This is a genomic window from Micromonospora sp. URMC 106 (assembly GCF_051386395.1).
In the GTDB taxonomy this organism is placed as follows: domain Bacteria; phylum Actinomycetota; class Actinomycetes; order Mycobacteriales; family Micromonosporaceae; genus Micromonospora.
Genome location: NZ_JBPQTP010000278.1, coordinates 1 through 270, shown reverse-complemented (window position 1 = coordinate 270; position 270 = coordinate 1). Strand labels below are relative to the sequence as shown.

1 protein-coding gene is annotated in these 270 nt (G+C 65.6%); it reads right to left on the bottom strand.

Annotated elements, in window-relative coordinates; translation table 11 throughout:
- The coding region (locus tag ACSNOB_RS32105) for a 2-oxo acid dehydrogenase subunit E2 (protein WP_436691210.1) at nt 1-270 on the bottom strand (270 nt) is incomplete at both ends.

The following is a 270-nucleotide window of genomic DNA, read 5'->3' as shown; positions in this document are numbered from 1 at the left end:
GCATGAGGCGCGGCACGAACTGCTGGCCGTCCCACACGGGCTTCATCTGGCTCTTGGACAGGCCGAGGATGGCCACCTCGGGCGCATTGATGATGGGGGTGAAATGCGTGCCCCCAATGCCACCCAGCGAGCTGATCGACATGCTGCCGCCCTGCATGTCGGCCGCACCCAGCTTGCCGTCGCGGGCCTTCTTGGCCAGCTCGGCCATCTCGGCGCTGATTTGCAGGATGCCCTTCTTGTCGGCATCTTTCAGCACGGGCACCACCAGGC